The organism is Pseudomonas sp. Pc102, assembly GCF_018408275.1.
GTDB classification, from domain to species: Bacteria; Pseudomonadota; Gammaproteobacteria; order Pseudomonadales; family Pseudomonadaceae; genus Metapseudomonas; species Metapseudomonas tohonis.
The window spans coordinates 5,400,629-5,422,944 of record NZ_AP021905.1 but is presented as its reverse complement, the minus strand read 5'-3'; the positions used below and the strand labels follow the sequence as shown (position 1 = coordinate 5,422,944).

The 22,316-nt window shown below is 66.3% G+C and carries 21 protein-coding genes and 1 pseudogene; 11 read left to right on the top strand and 11 right to left on the bottom strand.

Annotated elements, in window-relative coordinates:
• Window positions 1–181 precede the first annotated feature (181 nt).
• The 6 genes and pseudogenes from PHLH3_RS24790 to moaE all read left to right on the top strand — a co-directional run bounded on the left by PHLH3_RS24790 (window position 182) and on the right by moaE (window position 5,550).
• Window positions 182–1,348 (top strand): tetratricopeptide repeat protein, encoded by a 1,167-nt coding sequence (locus PHLH3_RS24790; protein WP_244863097.1) that lies wholly within the window; start codon window positions 182–184, stop codon window positions 1,346–1,348.
• A gap of 56 nt (window positions 1,349–1,404) precedes the next feature.
• The gene (locus PHLH3_RS24785; protein WP_213626163.1) at window positions 1,405–2,535 is read left to right on the top strand and encodes a polysaccharide deacetylase family protein; all 1,131 of its coding nucleotides are present in this window, start codon (window positions 1,405–1,407) and stop codon (window positions 2,533–2,535) included.
• A 331-nt stretch (window positions 2,536–2,866) separates the two neighbouring features.
• Window positions 2,867–4,258: a PhoH family protein gene (locus tag PHLH3_RS24780; protein ID WP_213626162.1), complete on the top strand. Its 1,392-nt coding sequence runs from the start codon at window positions 2,867–2,869 to the stop codon at window positions 4,256–4,258.
• Window positions 4,259–4,374: 116 nt separating this feature from the next.
• Window positions 4,375–4,845 carry a cyclic pyranopterin monophosphate synthase MoaC gene (moaC, locus tag PHLH3_RS24775; protein WP_213626161.1) on the top strand — a complete coding sequence of 157 codons (471 nt, stop codon included), beginning with the start codon at window positions 4,375–4,377 and terminating at the stop codon, window positions 4,843–4,845.
• Window positions 4,846–4,847: 2 nt separating this feature from the next.
• The gene (locus PHLH3_RS24770) at window positions 4,848–5,096 is read left to right on the top strand and encodes a MoaD/ThiS family protein (protein WP_213626160.1); all 249 of its coding nucleotides are present in this window, start codon (window positions 4,848–4,850) and stop codon (window positions 5,094–5,096) included.
• A 2-nt stretch (window positions 5,097–5,098) separates the two neighbouring features.
• Window positions 5,099–5,550, top strand: a pseudogene (moaE, locus tag PHLH3_RS24765) (molybdopterin synthase catalytic subunit MoaE).
• A gap of 6 nt (window positions 5,551–5,556) precedes the next feature.
• On the opposite strand, the gene PHLH3_RS24760 reads toward moaE, so the two are convergent.
• The 3 genes from PHLH3_RS24760 to PHLH3_RS24750 form a co-directional block, all read right to left on the bottom strand.
• Complete coding sequence (locus tag PHLH3_RS24760) at window positions 5,557–5,979, bottom strand: type II toxin-antitoxin system VapC family toxin (RefSeq protein ID WP_213626159.1); 423 nt, start codon at window positions 5,977–5,979, stop codon at window positions 5,557–5,559.
• A complete protein-coding gene (locus PHLH3_RS24755) occupies window positions 5,979–6,230 on the bottom strand; it encodes a type II toxin-antitoxin system Phd/YefM family antitoxin (protein ID WP_213626158.1) in 252 nt (83 codons plus the stop codon). The genes PHLH3_RS24760 and PHLH3_RS24755 overlap by 1 nt, the downstream gene beginning before the upstream one ends.
• A 67-nt stretch (window positions 6,231–6,297) precedes the next feature.
• Entirely contained in the window at window positions 6,298–6,462 is a 165-nt protein-coding gene (locus PHLH3_RS24750; RefSeq protein ID WP_173172795.1) for a hypothetical protein, read from the bottom strand.
• A 322-nt stretch (window positions 6,463–6,784) separates the two neighbouring features.
• Between PHLH3_RS24750 and PHLH3_RS24745 the strand changes: the two genes are divergently transcribed.
• Window positions 6,785–7,561 (top strand): ABC transporter substrate-binding protein, encoded by a 777-nt coding sequence (locus PHLH3_RS24745; RefSeq protein ID WP_213626157.1) that lies wholly within the window; start codon window positions 6,785–6,787, stop codon window positions 7,559–7,561.
• Between the two features lie 222 nt (window positions 7,562–7,783).
• Here the strand turns inward: PHLH3_RS24745 and PHLH3_RS24740 are convergent, their stop codons facing one another.
• The 8 genes from PHLH3_RS24740 to PHLH3_RS24705 form a co-directional block, all read right to left on the bottom strand.
• Window positions 7,784–8,425 (bottom strand): transcriptional regulator, encoded by a 642-nt coding sequence (locus tag PHLH3_RS24740; RefSeq protein WP_213626156.1) that lies wholly within the window; start codon window positions 8,423–8,425, stop codon window positions 7,784–7,786.
• Between the two features lie 73 nt (window positions 8,426–8,498).
• Entirely contained in the window at window positions 8,499–9,623 is a 1,125-nt protein-coding gene (locus PHLH3_RS24735; RefSeq protein ID WP_213626155.1) for an FAD-binding oxidoreductase, read from the bottom strand.
• Window positions 9,620–10,576 carry an ornithine cyclodeaminase family protein gene (locus PHLH3_RS24730; protein ID WP_213626154.1) on the bottom strand — a complete coding sequence of 319 codons (957 nt, stop codon included), beginning with the start codon at window positions 10,574–10,576 and terminating at the stop codon, window positions 9,620–9,622. The genes PHLH3_RS24735 and PHLH3_RS24730 overlap by 4 nt, the downstream gene beginning before the upstream one ends.
• Before the next feature lie 284 nt (window positions 10,577–10,860).
• Entirely contained in the window at window positions 10,861–12,339 is a 1,479-nt protein-coding gene (gene rhlB, locus PHLH3_RS24725; protein WP_213626153.1) for an ATP-dependent RNA helicase RhlB, read from the bottom strand.
• Window positions 12,340–12,497: 158 nt separating this feature from the next.
• On the bottom strand, window positions 12,498–13,658 hold the full coding sequence (locus tag PHLH3_RS24720) for a dipeptidase (protein ID WP_213626152.1): 1,161 nt from the start codon (window positions 13,656–13,658) through the stop codon (window positions 12,498–12,500).
• A 74-nt stretch (window positions 13,659–13,732) separates the two neighbouring features.
• Window positions 13,733–14,671 (bottom strand): GGDEF domain-containing protein, encoded by a 939-nt coding sequence (locus PHLH3_RS24715; RefSeq protein ID WP_111263770.1) that lies wholly within the window; start codon window positions 14,669–14,671, stop codon window positions 13,733–13,735.
• Between the two features lie 293 nt (window positions 14,672–14,964).
• A complete protein-coding gene (locus tag PHLH3_RS24710) occupies window positions 14,965–16,872 on the bottom strand; it encodes an acyl-CoA synthetase (protein ID WP_213626151.1) in 1,908 nt (635 codons plus the stop codon).
• A gap of 27 nt (window positions 16,873–16,899) precedes the next feature.
• Complete coding sequence (locus PHLH3_RS24705; RefSeq protein ID WP_213626150.1) at window positions 16,900–17,559, bottom strand: alpha/beta hydrolase; 660 nt, start codon at window positions 17,557–17,559, stop codon at window positions 16,900–16,902.
• A 474-nt stretch (window positions 17,560–18,033) separates the two neighbouring features.
• Between PHLH3_RS24705 and PHLH3_RS24700 the strand changes: the two genes are divergently transcribed.
• The 4 genes from PHLH3_RS24700 (at window position 18,034) to PHLH3_RS24685 (ending at window position 22,190) form a co-directional block, all read left to right on the top strand.
• Window positions 18,034–19,062: an amino acid ABC transporter substrate-binding protein gene (locus tag PHLH3_RS24700; RefSeq protein ID WP_111263767.1), complete on the top strand. Its 1,029-nt coding sequence runs from the start codon at window positions 18,034–18,036 to the stop codon at window positions 19,060–19,062.
• A 63-nt stretch (window positions 19,063–19,125) separates the two neighbouring features.
• Window positions 19,126–20,310 (top strand): amino acid ABC transporter permease, encoded by a 1,185-nt coding sequence (locus PHLH3_RS24695; RefSeq protein WP_213626149.1) that lies wholly within the window; start codon window positions 19,126–19,128, stop codon window positions 20,308–20,310.
• Between the two features lie 10 nt (window positions 20,311–20,320).
• On the top strand, window positions 20,321–21,415 hold the full coding sequence (locus PHLH3_RS24690; RefSeq protein WP_173172815.1) for an amino acid ABC transporter permease: 1,095 nt from the start codon (window positions 20,321–20,323) through the stop codon (window positions 21,413–21,415).
• A gap of 13 nt (window positions 21,416–21,428) precedes the next feature.
• Window positions 21,429–22,190, top strand: coding sequence for an amino acid ABC transporter ATP-binding protein (locus PHLH3_RS24685; protein WP_111263764.1), 762 nt, complete (start codon window positions 21,429–21,431; stop codon window positions 22,188–22,190).
• Window positions 22,191–22,316: the final 126 nt, after the last annotated feature.

Genomic DNA, 22,316 nt, shown 5'->3' with positions numbered 1-22,316 from the left:
CTATGCGGCTCTGCCGCAGGGTGGGCTCGGGTCCACCGCTGTCCGAGCCATTTCCCTCGCCCGGTTGCCACGCATCACATCCGGCGCCCGGGGCGTTGCGCTATAGTGCGACGCCCGGCGCCTCCGCCGGCCCCCTCTCATCCACTTTGACAAGGAGGTCGCAGTGAAGACCCTCTCGCGTATCGCCCTATCCCTGCTGTTGGGTTCCAGCGCCGCCCTGGCCCAGGCCGAGCAGTTGCCCATCGAAGTGCTCAGCGCCGTGGTCAAGGACCAGAAGATCGAAGGCGCCGAGGTGCTGGTGCAGAAGAACGGCGCGCAGACCGCCAGCGGCAAGACCGACGCGCAGGGCCAGGTGACCCTGGACAGCGCCTTCGCCGACGACGCCGACAGCCTGCTGATCATCAAGAAGCCCGGCTATTCCAACCTCGTCGCCAAGTGCCCGTGCAAGGGCATGACCTACGCGGTGAGCCCGGTGATGCAGGACCTGGACGGCATGCGCATCGTGCTGAGCTGGGGCGAGACCCCGGCGGACCTCGATTCGCACATCGCCTTCCCCGGCAACCACATCTATTTCGACGCCAAGGAAGGCACCGACGCCGACCTGGACGTGGACGACACCGACAGCTTCGGCCCGGAAACCATCACCCTGCACAAGAAGCGCTTCGGCGAGAGCTATGTGTACGCGGTGCATGACTTCACCAACATCAACAACCCGTCGTCCAAGGCGCTGTCGGCCAGCCAGGCCAAGGTCTTCGTCTATGTCGGCCAGTCCCTGGTGCGCACCTACTACGTGCCGAAGGACCAGCGCGGCAACCTGTGGAAGGTGTTCCGCCTGTCCGGAAACGGCGACTTCCAGGACATCAACACCCTCGAAGGCAGCAAGGCCGAGGACGCCAACTACGTGCTCGGCGACATCGAGCCGCTGCTGGGCAATGGCCAGGACGTGGCCGCCCAGGCCGTGACCCAGGCCGCCCAGGGCGACGCCAAGGCGCTGAACAAGCAGGGCGAAGCCGCCTACCACGACGGCAAGCTGGACCAGGCCATCGACCTCTATCGCCAGGCCATCGAACTCAATGCCAACTTCGGCCAGGCCTATAGCAACCTGGGCCTGGCCTACCAGAAGGCCGGCCGCACCGCCGAGGCCATCTGGGCCAACCGCAAGGCCATCGCCCTGGCCAGCGGGGCCAGCGCGGCCACCGTGCGTGCCAGCTCCTACTACAACATCGCGCGCATCTATGAAGAGGCCGAACAGTTCGACGACGCCCTGCGCCATTACCACCTGGCCAAGGAGCAGAAGGCCAACCCGGTGTACGACAAGGCGATCCAGCGGGTCCAGGATCGCCACTGATCTTCCCCGACACCAGCGCGCCCTCCGGGGCGCGTTTTTCATTGGAGTGCAGGTTCATGTTCAGAGTCATTTCCCTGGGGCTCGTCCTGGCCCTTGGCGCAGGCGTGGCGCAGGCCGCCGGCCCTCGGGCGGTCGCCACCCTCGACCGCAGTACCTGGCCCGCCGCGCTGGACAGCCCGGCGGCCTTCGACGATGCCTCGCGGGCGGAGATCTTGGTGTTCGCCCAGGCCCTGCTGCAGAGCGAGACGCTGGATGCCGGCGCCTGGCAGCGGCGCCTGGACCTGAAGGCGGTCAACCTCGACGGGATCGATACGGTGCGCAGGCATTTCTGGGCGCGCCTTGTGGATAACTATCGGCTGGCCAGCCAGGGCTGCTCGGCGGCCAGCCCCTTCTGCCCGCCGGCGAGCGACGAGGCTGCGCTGCGCGAGCAGGCGAAGCACTTCGATGTGGCGCCGGATTCGCCCTTCTTCGCCTGGGCCGAGGCCAGTCGCCGCTTCCACCAGGTCTACCTCGACGAGGAGATGCGCCTGGCCGCGCTGTTCCCCCGGATCAGCAGCGAGATCGGCCTGTTCTCCGCGCAGGAGCGCAACGGCGAGGAGCTGGCGGACCGGCACTTCCTGCTGACCTTCGACGATGGCCCGGCGCCGGTGGGCGGCCACAGCGACCGCATCACCACCTGGCTGCGGGAGAACGGCGTCAACGGCACCTTCTTCGTCCTCGGCCAGAGCCTGCAGGCGCGCCTGCAGAAGACCTCGCCCGAGGCGCTGAACGCGCTCTATGCCGGCCAGTGCGTCGCCTCCCACGGTTGGGAGCACAAGTCCCACGCCAGCTGGGATCAGTGGCAGGACTCGGTGACACGCGTGCAGGCGCTGCTGGGCAAGGCGCTGCCGGACAAGGCCGTTCCACTGTTCCGCCCGCCCTATGGCCAGCGCCAGGCCGACAGCGGCGCCTTCTTCGCCGGGCAGGGGCTGCGCGTGGCGCTGTGGAACATCGATTCCCAGGACTGGAACGCCCGCATCAGCGGCGATGTGGCCGGCCAGCGCGTGCTCAGCCTGATGCTGCTGTGGCGGCGTGGCGTGATCCTCTTCCACGACATCCACGCCAAGGCGCAGACGGCGGTGCCCTGGCTGCACGCGCAAACCGGCGCGGCGGGGCTGACCTGGGAAGATTGTCGGGCGTATCGGTAGGGAAGGGTGACCGGGGCGGTCGGAACGCGGGAAGAGCGGTGACAGGACTTTCGACTTTAGCGACGGCCAGGGATGGCGCCAAGGGTTTTTCGTCGCCTGGAAAAAAAAGCGGCCGGCGGTGAAAAAGTACTTTTTTCTGTCATCCGTATTGGGTTATTAACGAACCAGACCGCCGAATCCTGAAGACAGGTGGCGGCCCCAGGCCCTCACCTCTGCTTCTCGGGCTCCCTTGGCGACCGGCATGACCCGGCCAGATGGGGACGGTGGTCCTTCCTCGGCGGAGAGCCGTCATGGCATTCCGTCGCCCGGACCGACAAGAAGGTGACCGAGTATGGATGATCACGGACGCGCCCGCCCCACCGCTCCAACCCTCTACGCCCTCGATACCAACGTTCTGATCCACGATCCCAACGCCCTCCTGAACTTCGAAGAACACCACGTGGCCATCCCCATGACCGTGCTGGAGGAACTCGACAAGCTGAAGACGGGCAAGCAAGGCGTAGCCGCCGAATGCCGCCAGGCCATCCGGCTGATCGACAAGATCCTGGGCGGAGCGACGCCCGAGCAGGTGGAGCACGGCGTACCTATCCAGCGGGAAAAGAGCGGCCCCTGCGGCTTCCTCTCGATACTCATGAGCAAGAGCGCAGCCCCCATCACCTGGCTGCCCGAAGACCTGAACGACAACAAGATCATCAACCAACTGGTGGAATTGAAGACACGCCGCCCGGGCATGGCCGTGGTGCTGGTGACCAAGGACATCAACATGCGCCTGAAGGCGCGTGCCTGTGGCATCGATTCGGAGGATTACCACACCGACCAACTGGTCGATGATGTCTCACTGCTCTCCCGTGGCTACCACACCATGCCGGGCTCCTTCTGGGACCGCGTGAGCAAGGTGGAGACCCGCCAGGACCACGGCCGCACCTGGCATCGCGTGCAACTCACCGACAACCTGCCGGCGGTCCACGTCAACGAGTTCATCGTCGACGAGCAGGGTTTCGTCGGCTGGATCAAGGGCATCAAGGCCGATGAGCTGCTGATCCTCGACCTGCACCAGGAACCCTTGCTGCACCAGGAAGCCTGGGGCCTGCGCCCGCGTGACATCTACCAGGCCCTGGCGCTGTTCGCCTTGCTCGACCCGGACATCCACCTGGTCAACCTCTCGGGCGCGGCGGGTTCCGGCAAGACCATCCTGGCGCTGGCGGCGGCCATCGAGCAGACCATGGTCAGCAAGCGCTACCGGCGCATCATCGCCACCCGCAGCGTGCAGGGGCTGGACCAGGAGATCGGCTTCCTGCCCGGCACCGAGGCCGAGAAGATGGAGCCCTGGCTGGGCGCCATCACCGACAACCTCGAAGCCCTGCACATGGACGACGAGAGCACCCACGGCAGCGTCGACTACATCCTCAGCAAGGTGCCGCTGCAGTTCAAATCCCTCAACTACATACGCGGGCGCAGCTTCCAGCAGAGCCTGATCCTGATCGACGAGTGCCAGAACCTCACGCCGCACCAGATGAAGACCATCATCACCCGTGCCGGCACCGGCTCGAAGGTGATCTGCCTGGGCAACCTGGCGCAGATCGACACCCCCTACCTGTCCGCACCCAGCTCCGGCCTGACCTACCTCACCGAGCGCTTCAAGGACTTCCCCCATGGCGTGCACATCACCCTGCAGGGCGTGCCCCGCTCGGTGCTGGCGGAATACGCCGAAACCCACATGTGACGAACGGCCGCCGGGCGGAGCGATCCGCCCGGCGAAAGGCCTTCGATAATCCTGGGATTTGTATACAATCCGCTTCCTGCGGGCCCTTTCGTGGTGCCCGCCAGAGGAGCCAAGCCGTGTTGACCCATCTCGATTCCCAAGGCCGCGCCAGCATGGTCGACGTCACCGAAAAAGCGGTGACCGCCCGTGAGGCGACGGCCGAAGCGCGGGTGCGCATGCGCCCCGAAACCCTCGCCTTGATCCAGTCCGGCGGCCACCCCAAGGGCGACGTGTTCGCCGTGGCGCGCATCGCCGGCATCCAGGCGGCGAAGAAGACCTCGGACCTGATCCCCCTGTGCCACCCGCTGATGCTCACCAGCGTCAAGGTCGAACTCAGCGCCGAGGGCGACGACGCGGTGCGCATCGTCGCCCGCTGCAAGCTGGCCGGGCAGACCGGGGTGGAAATGGAAGCGCTGACCGCCGCCAGCGTCGCCGCCCTGACCCTCTACGACATGTGCAAGGCGGTGGATCGCGGCATGACCATCGAAAGCGTCCGCCTGCTGGAAAAGCTCGGCGGCAAGAGCGGCCATTACCAGGCCGGGGAGTGAAGATGATTCGCGTGCAGTATTTCGCCCGTTACCGTGAAGCGCTCGGCCTCGATGGCGAGCAGCTCGCCTGGGACCCGGCGTTCGCGAAGCTGGATGACCTGCGCCGCCGCCTTCTGGGCCGTGGCGGCGTGTGGGAGGTGCTCGACGAGCAGAACCTGATGTGCGCCCGCAACCAGGAGCTGTGCAGCCTCGACGAGGCGCTGGCCGATGGCGACGAGGTCGCCTTCTTCCCCACCGTGACCGGGGGCTGAGCATGGGCATTCGCGTACAGGCCGCGGCCTTCGACCCCGGCACCGAGCTGAACGCCCTGCATGCGGCCAACGTCGGCGTCGGCGCGGTGGTCGGCTTCGTCGGCTATGTGCGCGACTTCAACGAGGGCCAGGATGTTTCCGGGATGTTCCTCGAACACTACCCGGGCATGACCGAGAAGGCCCTGGAGAAGATCGCCACGGAGGCGCGGCAGCGCTGGCCGCTGCTCAGGGTCGACATCCTCCACCGCATCGGACGCCTGGAACCGGGCGAGCCGATCGTCTTCGTCGGCACCGCCAGCGCCCACCGCCAGGCGGCGTTCGACGCCTGTAACTTCATCATGGACTACCTCAAGACCCGCGCCCCTTCTGGAAGAAGGAAGACACCGCCGAAGGCCCGCGCTGGGTCGAAGGGCGCTGCAGCGACCAGGTGGCGGCGAGGCGCTGGGAAGGCTGAGTTACATCAGCCCTGGCTCCAGGGATTGATCAACGGCACGCCCGTGCCTTCGAAGTCCGCAAGGTTGCGCGTCACCACCGTCAGTCCATGGACCAGGGCGGTGGCGGCGATCAGCGCATCCCGCTCGCTTTTCCGGTCCGGCACATGCAGGCGCGCACAGGCCAGCGCGACGGTGGCGTCCACCGCGAGTACCCGGCCGGCGAAACCGGGCAGCACCTGCTGGTTCAGCCAGGTACGCAGCAGCGTACCCTGGGCGGCATCCTTGCGCTCGATGCCCAGCACACCGGTTTCCAGTTCCATCAGGCTGATGGCCGAAAGGTAGAGCGTCTTGGCGTTCACCGAACCGGACCAGGTGATCACGCCGGGATCGGCACGGCCCTGGCGGGCCTTGCGCAGCTCGGAGACGACATTGGTATCGAGCAGGAACATCAGTCGAGGTCCGCCGGTTTGTGATTGATCTGGGCGCGGGGCGGGTCGAACTCCACCTCGGCGTCGGCGGGCATGGCCAGCAACTCGACGATGCTCGCCTGGTGACCGGCGAGGGCCTGGTAGTCCTCGATGCTCATCAGTACGTGGGAGGGCCTGCCGCGATCCGTTATGAATACCGGGCCGGACAGGGCTGCCTTCTTGGCGCCGCTGGTGTCCTGGTTGAACTCGCGGCTGGAGAGGGTGGTAGGCATGGGAATCGTCCTCCGAAGAAATGTAGAGATGTTACTACATGGGTTCGTTGGTCGTAGCCCGAAAGGCTCAGCCCAGCTCGATATACATCTTCAACAGGATGGGCGCGAACATCGAGGCCGTGCCCAGGCCTGTCAACCAGACCCCCCATTCCCTCTCGCGGTTGCTGAAGCCGATGCCGAGCATGAGGAAGCCTGCGACGAGCAGGCCGATCATGATGTGCACGTTGTCCATGCCGTTCTCCATTGCGTCCGGGGCCTGATTCCAGACTAGTTGCCGCTGCGCTCCCGCGTGCTGACGCGGGTCATTTGCGTTGGATCGGCGCGGCCTTCGGGGCGTGGAAATGAGCTGGACGGCGATTGACGATTTGTACGGATAAGTCCAGAGTGGACAAATAAGTACAAAACAGGGCTGCGCCATGCACGCTACCTTTCTCGATCGCGGTCCACTCGGCGGCTGGAGTCCTTCCGGCTGCGCTTCTCTGCCCTCCATCAACGCCCACACGAACCGGCCCACCGTCCTGGCGGGCCCAGCTATGCATCGCGGGAGTCGCACCATGAAGAAAATCGTACTGCTCGGCGGTATCGCCTTGAGCCTCGTGGCATCCAGCCTGTTCGCCGCCGACAAGCCCCTGCGCCTGGGGATCGAGGCCGCCTATCCGCCGTTCGCCTACAAGACCCCGGCAGGGCAGATCGAGGGGTTCGACTACGACATCGGCAATGCGCTGTGCGAGGAGATGAAGGTCAAGTGCCAGTGGATCGAACAGGAGTTCGATGGCCTGATCCCCTCGCTGAAGGTGAAGAAGGTGGATGCCATCCTGTCGTCCATGACCATCACCGACGAGCGTCGCAAGTCGGTGGATTTCACCCACAAGTACTATTACAGCCCCGCGCGCCTGGCGATGAAGAAGGGCAGTGCGGTGAGCGATGACTTCGCCCAGCTGGTGGGCAAGACCGTCGGCACCCAGCGTTCCACCACCACCGACCGTTTCGCCACCGAGGTGCTCGAGCCCAAGGGCGTGAAGGTGGTGCGCTACAGCACCCAGAACGAGATCTACCTGGACCTGCTCTCCGGGCGCCTGGATGCCGTGCTGGCCGACGCCTTCCCGCTCAACGAGGGCTTCCTCAAGACGGATAACGGCAAGGACTACGAGTTCGTCGGCCCGGCGCTGAAGGACCCGCACTACTTCGGCGAGGGCGCCGGCATCGCCGTGCGCAAGGGCGATGCCGAGCTGCGCGACAAGCTGGATGCGGCCATCACCGCCCTGCGCGCCAATGGCACCTACCAGAAGATCCAGGCCAAGTACTTCGACTTCGACATCTACGGGGATTGAGGTGGAACGGGGCGGTGCGATGTGCCGCCCTGGCTTCTGCCGCGGATTTGACCCCCCCACCGGGACCCTGCATTGGGGGCGCCCAATGCTTGCCGGTGGGCCCGAGCGCGAATGAATTCGCTCCCACAGGGTGTGGGCCGTAGGTCGGGTGCAACCCGGCAGTTTCGAGATCGCCTGGAGTGGGCGGTGCGCGGCACCGCTGGGCGAATGAATTCGCCCCCCCTACATCTCGTTTTCGGGTTCTTCCTTCAGTTCGCGCAGGTGCTTGTAGACGGTGGCGCGACCCATGTTGAGGACGTTGGCGACATAGTTGGCCGCGCTCTTGCCCTTGAAGGCACCCTCGGCGTGCAGGGCCAGGACCAGCTCGCGCTTGTGCTCGCGGCTGAGCAGGTTGAGGCCGAGCTGGCGCTGGCGCATCCAGTTGTGCAGGAAGGTGTTGATGCGTTCCTGCCAGTCGTCGCGGAACAGCGCGTCGGGCTGGGGGATCAGCTTGCCCGGGGCGAGGAACAGGTCCAGGGCCGCCTTGGCGCTCTCGAACAGCGAGATGTTGAGGTTGATGCACAGCACTGCCAGCGGCTTGCCCCTGGCGTCCTGCAGCACGGTGCTGACGGAGCGGATCTTCTGCCCGTCCCAGTTGAGCTTCTCGTAGGGGCCGATGTTCCGCTCCTCGCCGCCATCCTCGAGCATGTCTTCCAGGGCTGCGTCGTCGCCGATGCTGCGCTTGGAGATGTTGTTGGCGATGTAGGCGACCTTCTGCGTGCGCAGGTCATGCACCACCACCTCGGCGTGGGGGAAGAACAGGGTGGCGATGCCGTCGGCTATGGCCCGGAAGTTGTCGAATGCCGGATCGGGACGAGGCGTCATGGAAGGCTCCGCAAAGGCTTGGCCGCGCCCCCTTGGCGCGGCCGGGCGAGTGTGGCGCAAAGCGCGCCAGGCGTCACCTGAGGCGGGCCGGGGAGAGCATCGCCGCACTCAGGCCGAAGCGGCCCAGGTGTTCCGGCAGCGGCTGGCGCAGGATCAGGCTGGCACTGGCCTCGCCCATGGCGGCCGAGGTCTGGATGCCGTAGCCGCCCTGGCCTGCGACCCAGAAGAAGCCCGGCGCCTGGTCGTCGTAGCCGGCCACCAGGTCGCCGTCGGCGAAGAACGAGCGCAGCCCGGCCCAGGTCCGGGCGGGGCGGCGGATGCTCATGTGGGTGTGCTCCTCGATCTGGTAGATGCCCAGGGCGATGTCCAGCTCCTCGGGCTGCACGTCGTGGGCGTCCACCGGGTCGGCGTTGGCCGGCGAGCCCAGCAGCATGCCGGCGTCGGGCTTGAAGTAGAAGGATTCGTCCAGGCTCACCAGCGCCGGCCAGGCATGGCTGTCGAGGCCTTCCGGCGCGGCGAAGATGAAGGCTGCGCGGCGTTTCGGTTGCAGGCCCAGCGGGCGCACGCCGGCGAGGGTGGCGAGGCCGTCGCACCAGGCCCCGGCGGCGTTGACCAGCACGGGCGCGGTGAACTCGCCCTGGCTGGTGGTGACGCGCCACAGGTCCGCCTCGCGGCTGATGGCCCGCACTTCATGGCCGGTGTGCACGCTGCCGCCGTTGCGGCGGATGCCACGCAGGTAACCCTGGTGCAGGGCGTCGGTGTCGATGTCGGCGGCGCTGGGGTCGAGCATGGCGCCGAAGACCTTTTCCCGGCGCAGCACGGGCACCAGGGCGCAGGCCTGGTCGGCGTCCAGCAGTTGCACCTCGGGAACGCTTTCGCGGGCGCTGTCGAACTGGCGGCGCAATTCATCCGGGTCGTCGCTGAAGTCCACCACCATCTCGCCCCGGGGCGTGAGGATGGGGTGCTCGCTGAAGCCTTGCGGCGGGTTGTCGAAGAAGGCCCGGCTGGCGCCGGTCAGGGCGCGCACCTGGGGCGTACCGTAGGCGACGGTGTAGAGCGCGGCGGAGCGGCCGGTGGAGTGGTAGCCGGGGTGCTCCTCGCGCTCCAGCACGGCGACCTTGCCCTGGCGGGACAGCCAGTAGCCGGTGGAGGCGCCGGCGATGCCCGCACCGATGATGATGAAGTCCACCTGGTTCATGCCGATTCCTCGCACTTGAGGTGATAGAGCGCGTTGGCCAGGGCGACGTCTTCGAGGCCGAGGCCGATGGAGCGGAAGAATACCGGACGCCTGTAGTCGGGGCGCGGTGCGCGGTCGGCGAGCAGTTCGGGCAGGTCGCCGCGCAGTGCGTCGAGGTTCCAGCCGTGCTGTTCGGCGGCGATGCGCATCTCGCCGGCGCTGCCGGGCGTGGTGGCGCGGTAGTCGCAATAGACGTCCATTTCCGCCAGGGCCTGGGGCGGCACTTCATGGGCGCGCGGGGCGTTGGTGCTGATGGAGGTGACCAGCGTGGCGCGGCCGAGCTGGCGTGGGTCCAGCACCGGGGCGGCGGACGAGGTGCACAGCAGGATCACCTCGGCGTCGGCCAGGGCGGCGTCCTGGGTGGCGCAGACTTCCACGCGCGGGTCGAGGGCACGCAGGCCTTCGGCACGCTCGCTGTCGGGCTGGAGGCGTGGTGAGTACACGCGCACCTGCTGCCAGGGGCGCAGGGCCAGGCAATGACGGATGTGCGCGCGGGCTACTGCGCCGCTGCCGATCACAGCCAGCTGCGTGACGCCGGCCGGGGCCAGGGCATCGACCGCCACGGCGGTGGTGGCGGCGGTGCGTTCGGTGGTCAGGGCGGCGGCGTCGCAGAGCATCAGCGGCTGGCCGCTGGCCATGGACATCAGCAGGGTCCAGGCGGTGACCACGGCGCCATCGGGGCGCGGCAGGTAGGGCGAGGTCTTGACCCCGTAGACCTGCTCGCGGGCCAGCACGCCGAGGTAGTTGATGAAGTCGCCGCCACCGGGGAACTCCACCAGTTGCTGCGCCGGTTGCACCGCGTCACCGGCGGCGAGGTCTAGGAACATGCGGCGCAGGGCGTCCTGCACGTCGATGCGTTGCAGCAGGCGTTCGGCTTCGGCAGAAGGGACGACCAGGGGAAGGACGCTGGACATGGTGGGGCTCCGATATAAACAATTTGTCCATATTGGAATTTATTGTCTTGATCGGCAAGGGGCGGGCGACAGGGCGCAAGGAAATGGCGCCTGGGTGAAATTCTTTCTGCGAGGGGGAAGGTTGTCTTGGGGGAAAGGAGAGGCGGTGGGCTGAAGCGGAGCGCCGCCCGGCCCACCCTGCGCCCACCCTACGCCCCGCTCGGCCTGTGCCTGCTGATGTGTGGGGCGGAAATGAAAAAGGCGAAGCCCGGGGGCTTCGCCTTTTCTGTGCGCGACCGTTGCGATCAGTGCTTGCGCGGCACCGGCTTGAGCAGCTCGGCGGGCGGGGTTTCGCAGTTGATCTTGCGACCCAGCAGTTCCTCGATCGGCGGCAGGGCGAAGGCATCGTCCTCGCCGGCGAAGCTGATGGAGGTGCCGCTGGTGCCGGCACGGCCGGTACGGCCGATGCGGTGCACGTAGTCGTCCGGGTCTTCCGGCAGGGTGAAGTTGATCACGTGGCTGATGGCGTCGACGTGGATGCCGCGGCCGGCGACGTCGGTGGCGACCAGTACGCGGATCTTGCCTTCGCGGAAGCCTTCCAGGGTCTTGATGCGCTTGTGCTGGGGCACGTCGCCGGACATCTGGGCGGCGCTGATGCCGTCCTTGGTCAGGCGTTCCTCGATGCGGCGCACCTCGTCCTTGCGGTTGGCGAAGACCATCACCCGTTCCCAGTTGTTCTGGGCGACCAGGTTGTAGAGCAGCTTGTACTTGTCGCTGCCGGCGACGGCGTAGACGTGCTGCTCGACGGTGTCGCTGGCGACGTTCTCCGGCTCGATCTCGACGATGGCCGGTTCAACGGTCCACTGCTTGGCGAGGTTCATCACGTCATCGGTGAAGGTGGCCGAGAACAGCAGGGTCTGGCGCTCACCCTTGGGCGGGGTCTGGCGGATGATCTGGCGGACCTGCGGGATGAAGCCCATGTCGAGCATGCGGTCGGCTTCGTCCAGCACCATCACCTCGACCATGTCCAGGTGCACGTCGCCGCGCTGGTTGAAGTCCAGCAGGCGGCCGGGGGTGGCCACGAGGATGTCGCAGAAGCGCGACTCCAGCTGCTTGAGCTGCTTGTCGAAGTCCATGCCGCCGACGAAGCTCATGACGTTCAGGCCGGTGTACTTGGTCAGGGCCTGGGCGTCCTTGGCGATCTGCACCACCAGCTCGCGGGTCGGCGCGATGATCAGCGCGCGGGGCTCGCCCATGTAGCGCTCTTTCGGCGGCGGGGTCTGCAGCAGCTGGGTGATGATCGAGATCAGGAAGGCGGCGGTCTTGCCGGTGCCGGTCTGGGCGCGGCCGATGGCGTCCTGGCCCTTGAGGGTGAAGCCCAGTACGCCCGCCTGGATCGGCGTGCAGTAGGGGAAGCCCAGGTCGTGGATGGCGTGCATCAGGGTCGGTGCCAGCTTGAAGTCGTGGAAGCGGGTCTTGCCTTCCATCGGCTCCACCACGAAGTCTTCCAGCTTCCAGGTGTCCACCGGTTTGGCCGGGCGCTCGCGGCGCGGCTTGTCTGTCCGGGGCTTGTCGCTGCGGGGCTTCTTCTCGGCGCGGGGGGCCGGCTCGGCAGCGGCGGGGGTGGAGGGTTTTTCAGCCGGGGCGCGCGGCGCCTTCTTGGGCTGGGCGGGGCGTTTCTCGCTCTCGGTGCGAGTCGGGGCCTGGGTGGCCGGGGCGGTCGGGGCGACGCCGGAGACGGGCTCTTCGCCCTTGCCAAAGATTTTTTTGAGTGCTTTGAGCACGGTCATCTCGTCGATTGGTTAAGGAATGAACGGGCGCCAGTGTAAAGCAAGATGTCATCGCGGCGAAGTGCCCTGGCGGATTGTCGTGGGCAGCCGCTCTGTTCCGGGCCTTTCGGGGCTACAGGGAGGCGCCGCCCCTGGGGGCGGCGCGTGGGACGTCACTCGGTGGGCAGGCTCGCCAGGAGCAGGCGCTGGACGTTGCCGCCCATGATCTTGGCGATATCGCTCTCGCTGTAGCCGGCTTCCTGCAGGCCCTGGGTCAGCTGGGGCAGGCCGGTGGTGTCGAAGGGCGCATGGATGGTGCCGTCGAAGTCCGAGCCCAGGGCAACATGGTCGACGCCCGCGAGGTCGCTGGTGTAGCGGATGGCTTTGACGATGGCCTTGACCGAGGTGTCGCAGACGGCGGTTTCCCAGTAGCCGATGCCGATCACCCCGCCGGTGGCGGCGATGCGCCTGACGTGGTCGTCGCTGAGGTTGCGCGGGCCGGGGCAGGTGCCTTCGACACCGCCGTGGGAAACCAGTACCGGGCGCTCGGCCATCTCCAACACGTCGTCGATCAGCGCGCGCGAGGCGTGGGCCAGGTCGATGATCATCTTCTTCTCTTCCAGGTGGGCCACCACGCGGCGACCGAAGCGGGTCAGGCCGCCTTTCTCCATGCCGTGCGCGGAGCCACCGATCTCGTTGTCGAAGAAGTGGGTCAGCCCGGTGATGCGGAAGCCCGCGTCATACAGGCGGTCGACGTTCTCGATCTTGCCTTCCAGCGGGTGCAGGCCTTCGGTGGCGAGGATCGCGGCGACGCGGTTCGGGTCCTTCTTCCAGGCGGCGATGAAGGTCTCGAGGTCGGCGCGGGTGCGCACCTGCACCAGCTTGCCGTCGCTGCCTCTGGCCGCCGCGGCGAGCTTCTCGCCCTGGTACAGCGCGCGTTCCAGCAGGCTGCTCCAGGTGCGTGGCGGCCAGCGCTGGGCCATGGCGAGCACGGTGATGTTGTCGCTGTCGGCGTCGTTCCTGTCGTAGTTGATGCCGCGCGGGGTCTTGGTGACGGTGGAGAACACCTGCAGCGCGACCTTGCCTTCGAGCAGGCGCGGCAGGTCGCTGTGGCCGAAGTCGTGGCGTTCCAGCAGGTCGCGCTGCCAGAGCAGGGCATCGTCGTGCAGGTCGGCGATGAACAGTTTCTCGTGCAGTTTGTTGGCGGCCTCGCTGGCCGGGTAGGGAGCGGGGGACTCGACGCTGTTCATCCGCCGGTCGAGCACGCTGGGCAAGGTGAAGAACACCGCCAGGCCGATCACGATCAGTACCAGCAGGATCAGGAGTTTGCGCATTGAGGGAGCTTCCGGGCTTCGTTGTTGTAGTGGCCCGGAACTCTAGCAAGGCCCTCGCCGCGCTGCAGCAGGGCTTAGCCGTTAAGGCAGTTACGTCCCTGCAACTTGGCCTTATAGAGGGCGGCGTCGGCGCGGGCGATGAGGTCCTGCAGGTCGTCCTTGGGCTGCATCTGGGTCAGGCCGATGGAAACCGTGACGCCGGGCAGGATCCCCACCGGTGAATAGAAGGAGGGCACTTGCTCCAGGCTCATGCGCAGCCTTTCGCCGATGTTGCGGGCCTCCTCCACGGCGATCTCGGGCAGCAGGATGACGAATTCCTCGCCGCCGAAGCGAGCCATGCTGTCCTTGGGCCGCAGCTGGTTGCGCAGGGTGTGGGCCACCAGGCACAGGGCGTAGTCGCCGGCCAGGTGGCCGTGGCGGTCGTTGTAGGCCTTGAAATGGTCGACATCGAGCATAAGCAGGCACATGGGATGGCCATTGAAGGCACAGCGGGTGCTCTCGCGCTCGTAGATGTGTTCCAGCCAGCGCCGGTTGTAGAGGCCGGTGAGGGTGTCGACGTTGGCGTTCTGCTCGGTGTCGAGAATGATCCGGTTGCCGGTGCGCACGCGCTCGCAGAGCAGCTCCAGGAGGTTCTGCATCATCTGCGGCGACTGCTGGAACAGCTTGGACAGCGCCTCGCGGTGCAGGCGCAGGACGGTGCTGGGGCGCGTGGCGACCACGTAGGCGGAAGGGTGGTCGTTGTCGATGAAGCTGATCTCGCCCGCGCAATCACCGGCTTCCAGGGTGGACATCGGCTGGTTGTCGAGCGAACCCAGGTAGACCTGCAGCTGGCCGTCGAGCAGCAGGTACAGGTACTGGTTGCGGTTGAAGGGGGAGAGCAGGACTTCGCCCTTTTCCAGGTCGCAGGCGGCGAACTCCTGCAGGATCTGCTGCAGGTTGTTGGCGGCGACGTTCTGGAACAGTCGCTGACGTCCGAGCAGCTGTGGATCGGCCTGCCAGTGCGCATTCTTCATGGGCTACATCTGACCTGGGGTAGCAACTTGGTGAGCTGGCATCGCAAAACACTCCATGTCTTTGCGTTGAAAACCGTCATCGACCTTATGCCCGCCCCCAACGGCTTTCAATGCTTGGCGCAAGGTAGGCCGACCAGTGGTTTGGAAACAGTAGCAGCGTCACATTCCCGGGCAATCGTGTCGGACAATGTGCATTTATGCGGATGTGGTCTCGCTCGGGCGGACCGGCAGAGGCCCTGGGACGGGCCTCGCGGGGGATTTTGCCCCCGGCTGCGCGCCGGGGGCGTGAGGCTTCAGGACTCCTGGTGCAGCTCGTAGCGCACGGCGAAACCGGCCAGCCGTTGCTCCAGGGCGGAGCGGCGCTGGTCATGCAGGTCGGGCACGCGGATATGGGCGAGCTGGCCGTGGCGGTCGTCGGCACGCACCTCGACGCTGAGGCCGGGTGCCAGCGGCGCCAGCACCTGCTCGAAGACCCGGCGGATGGCGTCGTGGCGCAGGGTCGGCTTGAAGGTCTTGCCCACCGCCGTGACCGGCAGCGCGTCGATGATCCACACGTCCTTGGGCACCGCCGCGCGCTCCGGCACGTGGTCGGCGGCGTGGGCCAGCAGCTCGGCCTCGCTGGCCTGCTGGCCGGGCTTGAGCTGGACGTAGACCACCGGCAGCTCGCCGGCTTTCTCGTCGGGCTTGCCGACGGCGGCGGCCATGGCCACGGCGGGGTGGCCGTGGAGGGCTTCCTCGATCATCTGCGGGTCGATGTTGTGGCCGCCACGGATGATCAGGTCCTTGCTGCGGCCGGTGAGCCAGATGTAGCCGTCGGCGTCCATGCGGCCCAGGTCGCCGGTGTTGAACCAGTCGCCATCCACCCAGATGCCGGCGTTCTTGCCAGCCTGCAGGTAGCCCTTGAACACGGTGATGCCGCGCAGGCAGACGTTGCCGATCTCGTTGGCCCGCGCATCGCGGAGGAAGGCGCCCTGTTCGTCGAGCACCTTGATCGCCACTTCGCAGTAGGGCATGCGCAGGCCGATGGAGCCTGGCCGGCGTTCGCCCGCGCTGGGGTTGCCGCAGCTGCCGCAGGTGCCCTCGGTGAGGCCGTAGCCCTCGATCAGGGTGAGGCCGGTCTTGGCTTCGAACTGGCGGATCAGCTCCACCGGCATCGGTGCCGCGCCGCACAGGGCGTAGCGCAGGCTGGAGAGGTCGTGGCCCTCGCTGGGCACCTGCAAGAGCCCGGCATAGATGGTGGGCACGCCGCTGAAGAAGCTCACCCGGTAGCGCTCGATGATCGTCCAGAAGTTCTGGATCAGCGCGGTGTTGCGGTAGCCCTGGGGCGTGGCCAGCAGGACCTGCGCGCCACTGAAGAAGGGGGCGAGGCCGGTGACCATCACGCCGTTGACGTGGAACAGCGGCAGGCCGCAGAGGGTCACGTCGTCCGGGCCGAGGTTGATGGTGTAGGCGAGGATCATCGCCATCGCCACCTCGTTGCGGTGGCTGTGCGGCGCGAGTTTCGGCGTGCCGGTGGTGCCGCCGGTGTGGAAATAGGAGGCGATGTCGTCGGGGGAGATGACCCGGCCGCTTTCCAGGTGGTCGGCGGGGCAGCCGGCGATCAGCTCGTCGAAGTCCAGCACCCCTTCCGGCAGGGCGCCGCGCTGGGCCTTGAGGCCGCTGCGCTGGGGCTCGGGCAGGTAGTTGGCCAGATCGACCGTGACGATGGCCTTGAGGCCCGGCAGCTCGTCGCGCAGGCCGGCGACCTTGTCCCACAGGTCGGTGCCGGGGAAGGGCGCCAGGGTCACCAGCACCTCGGAATCGGCGGCGCGCACCAGTTCGGCGATGTGCTCGGGGTCGAGCAGCGGGTTGATGGCGTTGACGATGCCCGCCGCCTCGCCGCCCCACAGGGTGAAGTGGGTGTGCGGCAGGTTGGGCAGCAGGAACGACACCGCCTTGCCGGGCCGCACGCCCAGGCGGTGGAAGGCGTTCGCGGTGCGCGTGACCTGCGCCAGCAGCTCGCCGTAGCTCAGCTGCCAGGGCGCCTCATCGGCCGTGCCCTGCATGAGGAAGGTCATGGCGATGGCGTCCGGGGCGCGCCGGGCGCTCTGGCGGATCAGTTCATAGGTGCTGTCCGGCATGCCGCGTTGCTGCAGCGAGACCTGCTCGATCAGCTCTATGTCGCGCAGGGAGGTGATGGGCGGTACGGGAGTCTGGGTCATGGCCAATTCTTGTTGTGGGTTGACGGGTCAACGGGCCAGTCGTGCGCTCAGCCAGGCGCCGATATCGCGGATTTCCTCCGGCAGCACTTCGTGGCCCATCGGGTAGTCCTGCCACTGCACCGGAACGCCGGCGGCGGCGAGCTTGTCGTGTGCGGCGCGGCCCATGGCCAGCGGCACCACGTCGTCGAAGGTGCCATGCAGGCTGAAAACCGGCAGTTGTAGTTTTGTATCCGACAGCGCCAGGGTGTCGCCGAAGGTCGGTGCGTAGGTGGAAAGCGCCAGCACCCCGCCGAGGGGGCCTTCCCAGCGCAGCAGGCCGGTGTGCAGCACCACGGCGCCGCCCTGGGAGAAGCCGGCGAGGACGATGCGCGCCGGGTCGATGCCGGCGTCGCGCTGGGCCTCGATCAGCGCGATCACGCTCTGTGCCGATTGCTCCAGCTGCGCCTGGTCGATGGCCCGTGCGGGGCTCATGGCGAGGATGTCGTACCAGGAGGGCATGGCGTAGCCGCCATTGATGGTCACGGCGCGGGTGGGGGCCTGGGGCATGATGAAGCGGGTGGTGGCCAGCAGTTCCTGCAGCGCCTCGGCCACCGGCAGGAAGTCATAGCGGTCCGCCCCCAGGCCGTGCAACCAGATGACGCACGCATCGGCTGCTTGTGTGGGCTCCAGAATCAACGGATTACTCATGTGTGGCTCCAATTCGGGGCGTTCGCACCAAAACGGTGCTGGCGCCGGGCGGTGATGTGGTCTATCTGTGAAAAATATGTCGCACCAACAAAACTTTCCCTATTGACCTGTCGGAACCGTCATACAGGCACTGTGCTGGTACGGGGATTGCTAAACAGCTGCAGACTTAATAAGCGGCCTGCGCAGCGGTAACACTTCGCGGGGCGTTCAACGGGTTGGGCGTCGATCCAGGTCGGCGCCTTGCAAACGACCGGTGGCACGTTCCCGACGTGACGGTGGTCGAAAATCCGTCTCCAGCCCATTCGACCAATGGGCGAGGAGGGAGGCCGGTGGCGCGCGGAGCAGCGCCAACTAGACTTCCTCCTTAGGTCCGATTCCCCGGTTGACCGTCGTTTCGCGCGGTTGAACCTGCCTCACGAGGGTACGGCGGTAGGACCGAGACTCCAACACAAAAAAAAGCAACTGGAGGTTTTGATGAAGATGGTGAAATCCACCCTGGCTGTGCTGACTGCGGCAGCTGTTCTCGGTGTCAGCGGCTTCGCTCAGGCGGGCGCCACCCTGGATGCGGTCAAGAAGAAAGGCTACGTGCAGTGCGGCATCAGTGACGGCCTCCCGGGCTTTTCCTACGCCGACTCCAAGGGCGAATACAAAGGTATCGACGTCGACATCTGCCGCGCCGTAGCGGCGGCCGTGTTCGGTGATGCGAGCAAGGTCAAGTTCAGCCCGCTCACCGCCAAGGAGCGTTTCACCGCGCTGCAGTCCGGCGAAGTGGACATCCTCTCCCGCAACACCACCTGGACCAGCTCCCGCGACGCGGCGATGGGCCTGAACTTCACCGGCGTGACCTACTACGACGGCCAGGGCTTTTTGGTGAACAAGAAGCTCGGCGTCTCCAGCGCCAAGGAACTCGATGGCGCCACCGTCTGCATCCAGGCCGGCACCACCACCGAGCTGAACCTGGCCGACTACTTCCGCGCCAACGGCCTGAAGTACACCCCCATCACCTATGACACCTCCGACGAGAGCGCGAAGTCGCTGGAATCGGGCCGTTGCGACGTGCTGACCTCCGACCAGTCGCAGCTCTACGCCCAGCGCATCAAGCTGGCCGCGCCGGACGAGTACGTGGTGCTGCCGGAAGTCATCTCCAAGGAACCCCTCGGCCCAGCCGTTCGCCAGGGTGACGAGGAGTGGTTCGACATCGTGCGCTGGAGCCTGTTCGCCCAGTTGAACGCTGAAGAGCTCGGCGTCGACTCGAAGAACGTCGTGGAAACCGCCAAGTCCACCAAGAACCCGGACGTGGCTCGCCTGCTGGGTGCCGAGGGTGACTTCGGCAAGGATCTGAAGCTGCCCAAAGACTGGGCCGTGCAGATCGTCAAGCAGGTCGGCAACTATGCCGAGATCTTCGATCGCAACGTCGGTGCCGGCAGCGAGCTGAAGATCGAACGCGGTCTCAACGCCCTGTGGAACAAGGGTGGTCTGCAGTACGCACCGCCGGTGCGCTGACCCACCACGCTGCCGCCCGCGGATGCGGGCGGTAGCGTCCAGTTCCAACCGACGAGGGCTGTCATGCAGAAAACTTCCCAAGCCCCGCGTGTCCGTGGATCGGTCCTGACCGACCCGCAGACGCGCGCGTGGCTATTCCAGATCATCGCCGTAGTCGCCGTCGTGGCGTTCGGCTGGTTCCTCTTCCACAACACCCAGGTCAACCTCGAGAAGCGCGGGATCATCTCCGGCTTCGGCTTCCTCGACCAGAGCGCCGGCTTCGGCATCTCCCAGCACCTGATCGACTACAAGGAAAGCGACACCTACGGTCGCGTCTTCTTCATCGGCCTGCTCAACACGCTGCTGGTGACCGTGGTCGGCATCATCCTGGCGACCATCCTCGGCTTCATCCTCGGTGTCGCGCGGCTGTCGCCCAACTGGCTGATCCGCAAGCTGGCGACGGTCTACATCGAGACCTTCCGCAACATCCCGCCGCTGCTGCAGATCTTCTTCTGGTACTTCGCCGTGATGCTGCCCATGCCGGGCCCGCGGCAGAGCATGAACTTCGGCGACACCTTCTTCATCAACAACCGCGGCCTGTACATGCCGTCGCCGAACATGGCCGAGGGCTTCTGGCCCTTCCTGATCGCCGTCGCGCTGTCGGTGGTGGCCATCGTCGTGCTGTGGCGCTGGGCCCGTGCGCGTCGCCACGAGACCGGTCAGCGCTTCCCCGTGCTGCTGAGCTCCATCGCCATCCTGATGCTGGTGCCCGGCCTCTCGGCCCTGGTGCTGGGCAGCCCCTTCCACTGGGAAGTGCCGCAACTGACCGGCTTCAACTTCCGGGGTGGCTGGGTGGTCATCCCCGAGCTGATCGCCCTGATGCTGGCGCTGTCGATCTACACCGCCGCCTTCATCGGCGAGACGGTGCGCGCCGGCATCCAGTCGGTCAGCCACGGCCAGACCGAGGCGGCGCACTCCCTGGGCATCCGCCCCGGGCAGACGCTGCGCCTGGTCATCGTGCCGCAGGCCCTGCGGGTGATCATCCCGCCGCTCACCAGCCAGTACCTGAACCTGGCGAAGAACTCGTCCCTGGCCGCCGGCATCGGCTACCCGGACATGGTCTCGCTGTTCGCCGGTACCACGCTCAACCAGACCGGCCAGGCCATCGAGGTCATGGCGATCACCATGAGCGTCTACCTGGCCATCAGCATCAGCATTTCCCTGCTGATGAACTGGTACAACAAGCGCATCGCGCTGATCGAGCGGTGAGGGCACTGACATGACATCGCATACCTTCAAGCCCGACCAGCCGCCACCCAGCACAGTGGTGGGCCCGGTCGCCTGGCTGCGTCACAACCTGTTCGCCAGCCCGCTGCACGTGGTGCTCACCGCACTGTCGCTGTACCTGCTGTGGCTGATCATCCCGCCCATCCTCAACTGGGCCTTCATCCACGCCACCTGGACCGGCACCACCCGTGCCGACTGCACCGGCGAGGGCGCCTGCTGGGTCTTCGTGCAGCAGCGCTTCGGCCAGTTCATGTACGGCTTCTACCCCAGCGAGCTGCGCTGGCGCGTGGATGTCACCGTGTGGCTGGCGATCATCGGCGTGGCGCCGCTGTTCCTCAAGCGCACCCCGCACAAGGCCTTCTACGGCATCGGCTTCCTGATCCTCTACCCGCTGCTGGCCTTCTGGCTGCTGCATGGCGGGCTGGGGCTGCAGGAAGTGTCGACCAGCCGCTGGGGCGGCCTGATGCTGACCCTGGTGATCGCCTACGTGGGCATCGCCGGTGCGTTGCCGCTGGGCATCCTGCTGGCGCTCGGCCGGCGTTCGAAGCTGCCGGCGATCAAGGTCATCTGCGTGACCTTCATCGAGTTCTGGCGCGGCGTGCCGCTGATCACCGTGCTGTTCATGTCCTCGGTGATGCTGCCGCTGTTCCTGCCCGAGGGCATGAACCTCGACAAGCTGCTGCGCGCCCTGGTGATGGTGATCTTCTTCGAGGCGGCCTATATCGCCGAAGTGGTCCGTGGTGGCCTGCAGGCCATCCCCAAGGGCCAGTACGAAGCCGCCGCCGGCCTCGGCCTGGGCTACTGGCGCAGCACCGCGCTGGTGATCCTGCCGCAGGCCCTGAAGATGGTCATCCCCGGCATCGTCAACACCTTCATCGCCCTGTTCAAGGACACCAGCCTTGTGATCATCATCGGCCTGTTCGACCTGCTCAACAGCATCAAGCAGGCGACCACCGACCCGAAATGGCTGGGCATGTCCACCGAAGGCTACGTATTCGCCGCCCTGGTCTACTGGATCTTCTGCTTCAGCATGTCGCGCTATTCCATGCGCCTCGAACAGAAGCTGAACACCGGGCACAAGCGTTAGGAGAGAGATTCGAATGAGTGAAGCCATCCAGAAAGACGCCGCTGCGCCGATCATCCAGCTGCAGGGCGTGAACAAGTGGTACGGGCAGTTCCACGTGCTCAAGGACATCAACCTGAACGTCAAGCAGGGCGAGCGCATCGTCCTCTGCGGCCCGTCCGGCTCCGGCAAGTCGACCACCATCCGCTGCATCAACCGGCTGGAAGAACACCAGCAGGGGCGGATCATCGTCGACGGCACCGAGCTGACCAACGACCTCAAGCAGATCGAGGCGATCCGCCGCGAAGTGGGCATGGTGTTCCAGCACTTCAACCTGTTCCCGCACCTCACCGTGCTGCAGAACTGCACCCTGGCGCCCATGTGGGTGCGCAAGCTGCCCAAGCGCAAGGCCGAGGAAATCGCCATGCACTACCTGGAGCGAGTGCGCATCCCCGAGCAGGCCAACAAGTTCCCTGGCCAGCTCTCCGGCGGCCAGCAGCAGCGCGTGGCCATCGCCCGTGCCTTGTGCATGAAGCCGAAGATCATGCTGTTCGACGAACCCACCTCCGCCCTCGACCCCGAGATGGTGAAGGAAGTGCTCGACACCATGGTCGGCCTCGCCCAGGACGGCATGACCATGCTCTGCGTGACCCATGAGATGGGCTTCGCCCGCACCGTGGCGGACCGGGTGATCTTCATGGACAAGGGCGAGATCGTCGAGCAGAACGAACCCAACGCGTTCTTCGACAACCCGCAGAACGAGCGCACCAAGCTGTTCCTCGGGCAGATCCTGCACTGATCGCCAGCGCATGACGAAAGGGGCCTTCGGGCCCCTTTTTCATGTCCGACGGGGTGATTTCAATGGCGATGTCTGCATTGGCCGTTGTGGATTCCACTCAGAAGTGCAAGCGCGGTGCTTTCCGGG